Raw genomic sequence first — 6,107 nt, 5'->3', positions numbered from 1 at the left:
GTGCCTTAGCGGTCATAGAAAGTTTCCAATAGGTAGTGAAGATAAAGAAATACGGGAATGTGGCATGAAGATCATGAGTGATGCAATTGATTTTGCTGTTGATATTGGAGTGAGAATTATACAAATTGCAGGCTATGATGAGTATTATAAGCCATCAAATGAGAATACAAAGAAGTTGTTTTTAGAAAATCTAAAACGTTGTACGGAAATTGCAGCAAAAAAAGGAGTTATATTGGCCTTTGAAACTATGGAAACTCAGTTAATGAATACTGTGGAGAAGGCTATGGATTATGTTAATGAGGTTAATTCTCCCTTTCTTCAGGTCTACCCTGATCTTGGTAATATAACCAATGCTTCATTAATTTATAATTCACGGGTAACTGATGATATAATAGCAGGCAAAGGTCATATCGTCGCAATGCACCTAAAGGAGACAGTGCCTAATGTATTCAGAGAAATACCCTATGGCACAGGTCATGTAGATTTTGATGGAGCTATAAAAATTACAAGCGAAATGGGCATTAATTTGTATGTAGGTGAGTTTTGGTATGTTGGCAACGATGACTGGCAACACCAACTTAAATTATCAAATAATTTTTTGCGCGCAAAGCTTGATAAATATCATAAGAAAGGATGATGGTTAGTTTGTCAAAATACTTTATGGGAATTGATAACGGAGGAACACTTTGTAAAGCGGTAATCTTTAATGAAAAAGGCGAGGAAGTCGCAAGTTCATCTAGGAAACTCGTTATGATAACGCCCCAAGCTGGATTCACTGAACGTAACATGGATGAACTTTGGATTGCCAACAGTATTGTAATTAAAGAAGCCATAGTAAAATCTAAAATAGATGCTAAAGAAATAAAAGGAATTGCTTGCAGTGGACATGGGAAAGGTCTATATTTATGGGGTAAGGACGACAAGCCTTGTTACAACGGTATTGTGTCAACTGATGCACGTGCATGGATGTATCCTGAAAAGTGGAACAAAGATGGTACGGCAGATAGGGTTTTCTCAAAAACCTTTCAAAAAATATTAGCATGCCAGCCGGTTTCCTTGTTATGTTGGCTAAAGGACAATAAACCAGAAGTTATATCAAATATCAAGTGGATATTTGAAGTGAAAGACTATATTCGTTTTAAGCTTACGGAACAGGCCTTCGCAGAGGTCACTGATTATTCAGGCTCAAATATGATGAATATTAGAGATATGTGCTTTGATAAAGAGCTCCTAAAAGAATTTGGACTTGCCGATCTCTTTGATACATTACCACCCCTTAAATACTCAACAGATTTCTGTGGTGGTGTTAGTAAGCGTGCAAGTGAGGAAACTGGACTTGTGGAAGGCACAACCGTGGCGGGAGGTATGTTTGACATAGATGCCTGTGCAGTAGCAATGGATATAACTAACGAGGATAACATTGCTGTTATAGCAGGAACTTGGAGTATTAATGAGTACATATCCAAAAAACCTGTATTAAATAAAACTATTATGATGAACTCACTGTATTGCATCAGCGGGTATTATCTTATAGAGGAATGTAGTGCTACTTCTGCTGGTAACAATGCATGGTTCGTAGATATGTTCCTAGGTGAGGAAAAACAAATAGCTAAAGAATTAGGTGTTAATATTTACAGTTATTGTAGCGAAATGGCGGGAAGTGTTGCTCCAGACGAACAAAACATCATATTTCTACCATACATTTTCGGCTCCAATTATAATCCTCAGGCAAAGGCAACTCTTATTGGTATGGATAGCCACCATACAAGGGCTCATATTGTTAGAGCTGTATATGAAGGTATTGTTTTCTGCCATATGGTACATTTAGAAAAGCTTCTTTTAAACAGAGAGACAACAAAGGCTGTCAGACTTGCCGGTGGAGCAGCAAATTCTATAATCTGGGCACAGATATTTGCAGATGTGTTCAAGCTTCCAGTTGAAATTATTGATACAGAGGAATTGGGCGCACTTGGCTGTGCAATGGTTGCTGCAGTTGCTACAGGTGAATATAAGGACTTAAAAGAAGCTGCTAAAAATATGGTTAAGATAAAATGTCGCCTTGAACCCAACCCTTTAAGTATACCAATATACGAAAAGAAATATGAACTGTATAAAAAAGTTTCAGGCGTTTTGGATGGATTATGGAAAGATTTCAGTTGATTTTTGTAAAAAATATAAGGAGGTATTTATATGTTTGAAAAATTAAAAGAAGAAGTGTTTAGAGCTAATTTAGAACTTCCAGTTAAAGGACTTGTGACCTACACATGGGGTAATGTTAGTGGAATAGACAGAAATAGTGGGATAATTGCCATAAAACCTAGTGGTGTTGAATACGACTTAATGACTGCAGAAGATATTGTACTAATAGATATGACTGGAAAAGTTGTTGAGGGCAATTTAAAGCCATCTTCTGATGCTCCAACTCACGTAGCATTGTATAATGCATTTCCAAACATAGGAGGAATTTGCCATACCCATTCACGTTGGGCAACCTCATGGGCGCAAGCCGGTTTGGGAATTCCTGCCTATGGTACGACTCATGCTGATTACTTCTACGGTGAAATTCCTTGCACACGCGAAATGAGTGATGCTGAGATTCAATCTGCCTATGAAGAAAACACTGGATATGTTATTATTGAAGCCTTTAAAGATTTAAATTGTGATTTTATTCCTGCTGTTTTGGTAAAGAATCACGCACCTTTTACATGGGGCACGGATGCTAATGAATCAGTCCACAATTCAGTTGTACTTGAAGAAATTGCCATGATGGCAATTCAGGCTAAAGCTTTAAATCCAGAAATCAAACCTATGCCGCAAGTGCTACTTGATAAACATTTTTTGAGAAAACATGGTGCTGATGCATATTATGGTCAGAAATAAATAGCTTTTATAATATATTGAATATTAAGTAGTGAAAAGCAAATATAATTATTTGTTTTTTACTACTTTTTTTATTTCTTAATTTAATCTGAGCTTTTCCTCAGACATTAACAGTGGAAGATATTATTTGACATTATTATAAAAGTAGCAGTATAATATTATTATAAGATGTACGTACAAGTAAAATATGATTTAGAGGTGCTATATAATGATTAAAGGTTCAGAAAAAATATCTAAATATATGCAAATTGCTGGATATTTTAAATCTCTAATATTATCTGGCAAAATAATTTCTGGAGAACAGTTGTTAACAGAAAATGAAATTGTCGGAAAATTCAAAGTTAGCAGACATACTGTAAGGCAAGCTCTAATGGAACTTGAAAAAGACGGTTTTATATATAAAGAGCAAGGAAAGGGAACTTTTTGTTCTTTTAGAAACAAAAGTACTAAAAAAAGAACTATAGCTGTTCTTACCACGTATATTTCTAATTATATCTTTCCTTCAATTATTCGTGGAATAGAAGAAGTTCTAAGCGAAGCAGGATATAATTTGATGTTATTAAATACAAATAATGAAAAACAAAAAGAGGCAGAATGTCTACAAAAAATAATTGCCAATGAAGTAGTTGGATTAATTGTTGAACCAACGATGAGTGCCTACGAAAATGTGAATTTAAATTGGTATAAAGAATTAGAAAAAAGAAATATTTCCTATATTATGATTAATGCAAAATATGATGAACTGGACCCTGCTTATGTAGTAGTGGATGATATTGAAGGAGAATATCTTCTAACAAAGTATTTACTTCAACTTGGTCATACAAAAATAGCAGGAATATTTAAACGAGATGACCTTCAAGGGGTAAATAGGCAATTGGGGTATACGAAGGCACTAGAAGAATTCGGTATACCTATTAACAATGAACTTATAAGTAGATTTGAAACAAGTGGAGAGACTTTTGTACCTTATGAGTTTACCAGTCATTTAATTCATAATAAGGAAAGACCGACCGCAATTATCTGTTATAATGATCAAATTGCAACATATGTGCTGCAGGCTATTCGGGATGCAGGACTCCTAATTCCAGAGGATATTTCTGTAACGGGTTATGATGATTCTGATATTGCGATAGCAACAGAATTAAAATTTACTACTGTGGCCCATCCTAAAGAAGATATGGGAAGAAGAGCAGCTAGGCTTCTTATTAATATGATTGAAGGAAGAATGGAGAAGCCAACCTACTTATACAAACCAGAAATAATTGTAAGATACTCAACAAGAAATCAACCATTAAAATAATAGAATTAGTTTTTAAAACTCGCTGAACGTTTAAAAGTGTAGGTATTTAATCCAATACAATTTTTAAAATTTAAAGGATTTTCTGGAAAGATGAAGAATATGTATATAAGAAGAGTAAGAAGAGAATTGTACGGACAAATAAAGTTGCATTTTATATAGGCAAATACTTTCTTGCATGTATGAAAACGATTTAAAGTTAAAGATTATACAGTAATTAAGTAAACGTCGAAGAAGAAACTGACTGCCACTGGGTTAGAACAATAATAAAAAATTGCGAAGAGACATGTAATGAATAAATATATTAAATAAGGAGAAATGAAAAATGCTTAACATGAAAAAATCAGAAATTTGGTTTGTAACCGGTAGTCAAGATTTATATGGTCAAGATATTATTAAAAAGGTCGAAGAACATTCGCAAATAATAGCAAAAGCCTTAGATGATGATTCTATAATTCCGTGTAAAGTTATATTTAAATCGGTTGTAAAAACATCAGATGCTATACGCAGGTTATTTTCAGAAGCAAATAGTGACGAGTCTTGTGCCGGAGTTATTACTTGGATGCATACATTCTCACCATCAAAAATGTGGATAGCAGGTTTATCAGAATTACGTAAACCTTTACTTCACCTACATACTCAGTTTAATTGTAACCTTCCTTGGGATAGCATTGATATGGATTTTATGAATTTAAACCAATCTGCTCATGGTGACCGTGAATATGGATTCATCGGTGCACGTATGAAAATTGAACGAAAAGTAATTGTTGGACACTGGGAGGACACAGAAGTTAGAGCGCGAATAGGAGCATGGATGCGTGTAGCTGTTGCGTTCACAGAAGGTAGCCATCTTAAAGTTGCTCGTTTTGGAGATAATATGCGTGACGTGGGTGTTACTGAAGGAGATAAGGTTGAAGCGCAAATTAAGTTTGGATGGTCTATAGATGGATATGGTGTAGGTGATTTAGTAACTTACATGAATAAGGTATCAGAAGAAGCTATAAATGATTTAATGGATGAATATGAGCTCCTTTATGAAATCGCTGAGGAAGCAAGAATTGAAGGGTCTGCAAGGGATTCAATTAAAGAACAAGCACGTATGGAAATTGCAATGAAGACTTTTATGGAAGAAGGAAACTTCACTGCATTTACAAATAATTTTCAAGATTTGCACGGTATGAAGCAGCTTCCAGGACTCGCAACGCAAAGATTAATGGCTGCTGGATACGGGTTTGGTGCAGAAGGAGATTGGAAAACTGCAGCATTGGTTCGTGTTATGAAAATCATAGCAGAAGGAAAAGGAACCTCTCTTATGGAGGATTACACCTATAATTTTGAAAAAGGAAATGAAATGATACTAGGATCACACATGCTAGAAGTGTGTCCTACACTTGCAGCAAATCGCCCACGCATTGAAGTACATCCACTTGCAATTGGTGGAAAAGAAGATCCAGCAAGATTAGTATTTGATGGTTGCGACGGACCAGCAGTTTGTGCATCACTAATTGATATGGGTGGAAGATTTCGCTTAATAGTAAGCGAAGTAGATGCAGTAAAACCACAGCATGCTATGCCAAACCTACCAGTTGCTAGAGTATTATGGAAGCCACAACCAAGCCTTAAAGATTCAGCAGAAGCTTGGATACATGCTGGTGGAGCACATCATACTAGTTTCTCTTTTAATGTAACGCCAGAACAATTAGCTGACTGGGCTGAAATGGTAGGAATTGAATGTTTATTTATAAATAACGACACAAAAATGGTAGCTTTCAAAAATGAATTGCGATGGAATGACCTTGCTTATAGACTCCGTTAGTAAAAGTTAAAAAGTTATTACTTCTGATTACTATCTCTCATTGAGCAAATCTAAATTTATAAAGAATGATAAGTTTGGTGAGAATTAAGTGATATATTACAAATTATTAATTTT

General features: G+C 35.1%; 5 protein-coding genes. All 5 read left to right on the top strand.

Features of this window, described 5'->3' with window-relative positions; translation table 11 throughout:
• The coding region (locus JJE11_RS12925) for an L-ribulose-5-phosphate 3-epimerase (RefSeq protein WP_291636257.1) at positions 1-637 on the top strand (637 nt) is incomplete at its 5' end.
• On the top strand, positions 637-2,160 hold the full coding sequence (locus tag JJE11_RS12920) for an FGGY-family carbohydrate kinase (protein WP_366927930.1): 1,524 nt from the start codon (positions 637-639) through the stop codon (positions 2,158-2,160). The genes JJE11_RS12925 and JJE11_RS12920, both read left to right, overlap by 1 nt.
• A 30-nt stretch (positions 2,161-2,190) precedes the next feature.
• Positions 2,191-2,880, top strand: a complete 690-nt coding sequence (locus tag JJE11_RS12915; protein ID WP_291636253.1) for an L-ribulose-5-phosphate 4-epimerase — start codon at positions 2,191-2,193, stop codon at positions 2,878-2,880.
• A gap of 208 nt (positions 2,881-3,088) precedes the next feature.
• Entirely contained in the window at positions 3,089-4,180 is a 1,092-nt protein-coding gene (locus tag JJE11_RS12910; RefSeq protein ID WP_291636251.1) for a GntR family transcriptional regulator, read from the top strand.
• Between the two features lie 322 nt (positions 4,181-4,502).
• Positions 4,503-5,993, top strand: a complete 1,491-nt coding sequence (gene araA, locus JJE11_RS12905; protein WP_291636249.1) for an L-arabinose isomerase — start codon at positions 4,503-4,505, stop codon at positions 5,991-5,993.
• Positions 5,994-6,107: the final 114 nt, after the last annotated feature.

The sequence above is a fragment of the Clostridium sp. genome (assembly GCF_016650095.1).
Classification (GTDB): domain Bacteria; phylum Bacillota; class Clostridia; order Clostridiales; family Clostridiaceae; genus Clostridium_AD.
Note: the sequence above shows the minus strand (reverse complement) of the source record. Positions and strands in the feature narration are given on the sequence as shown.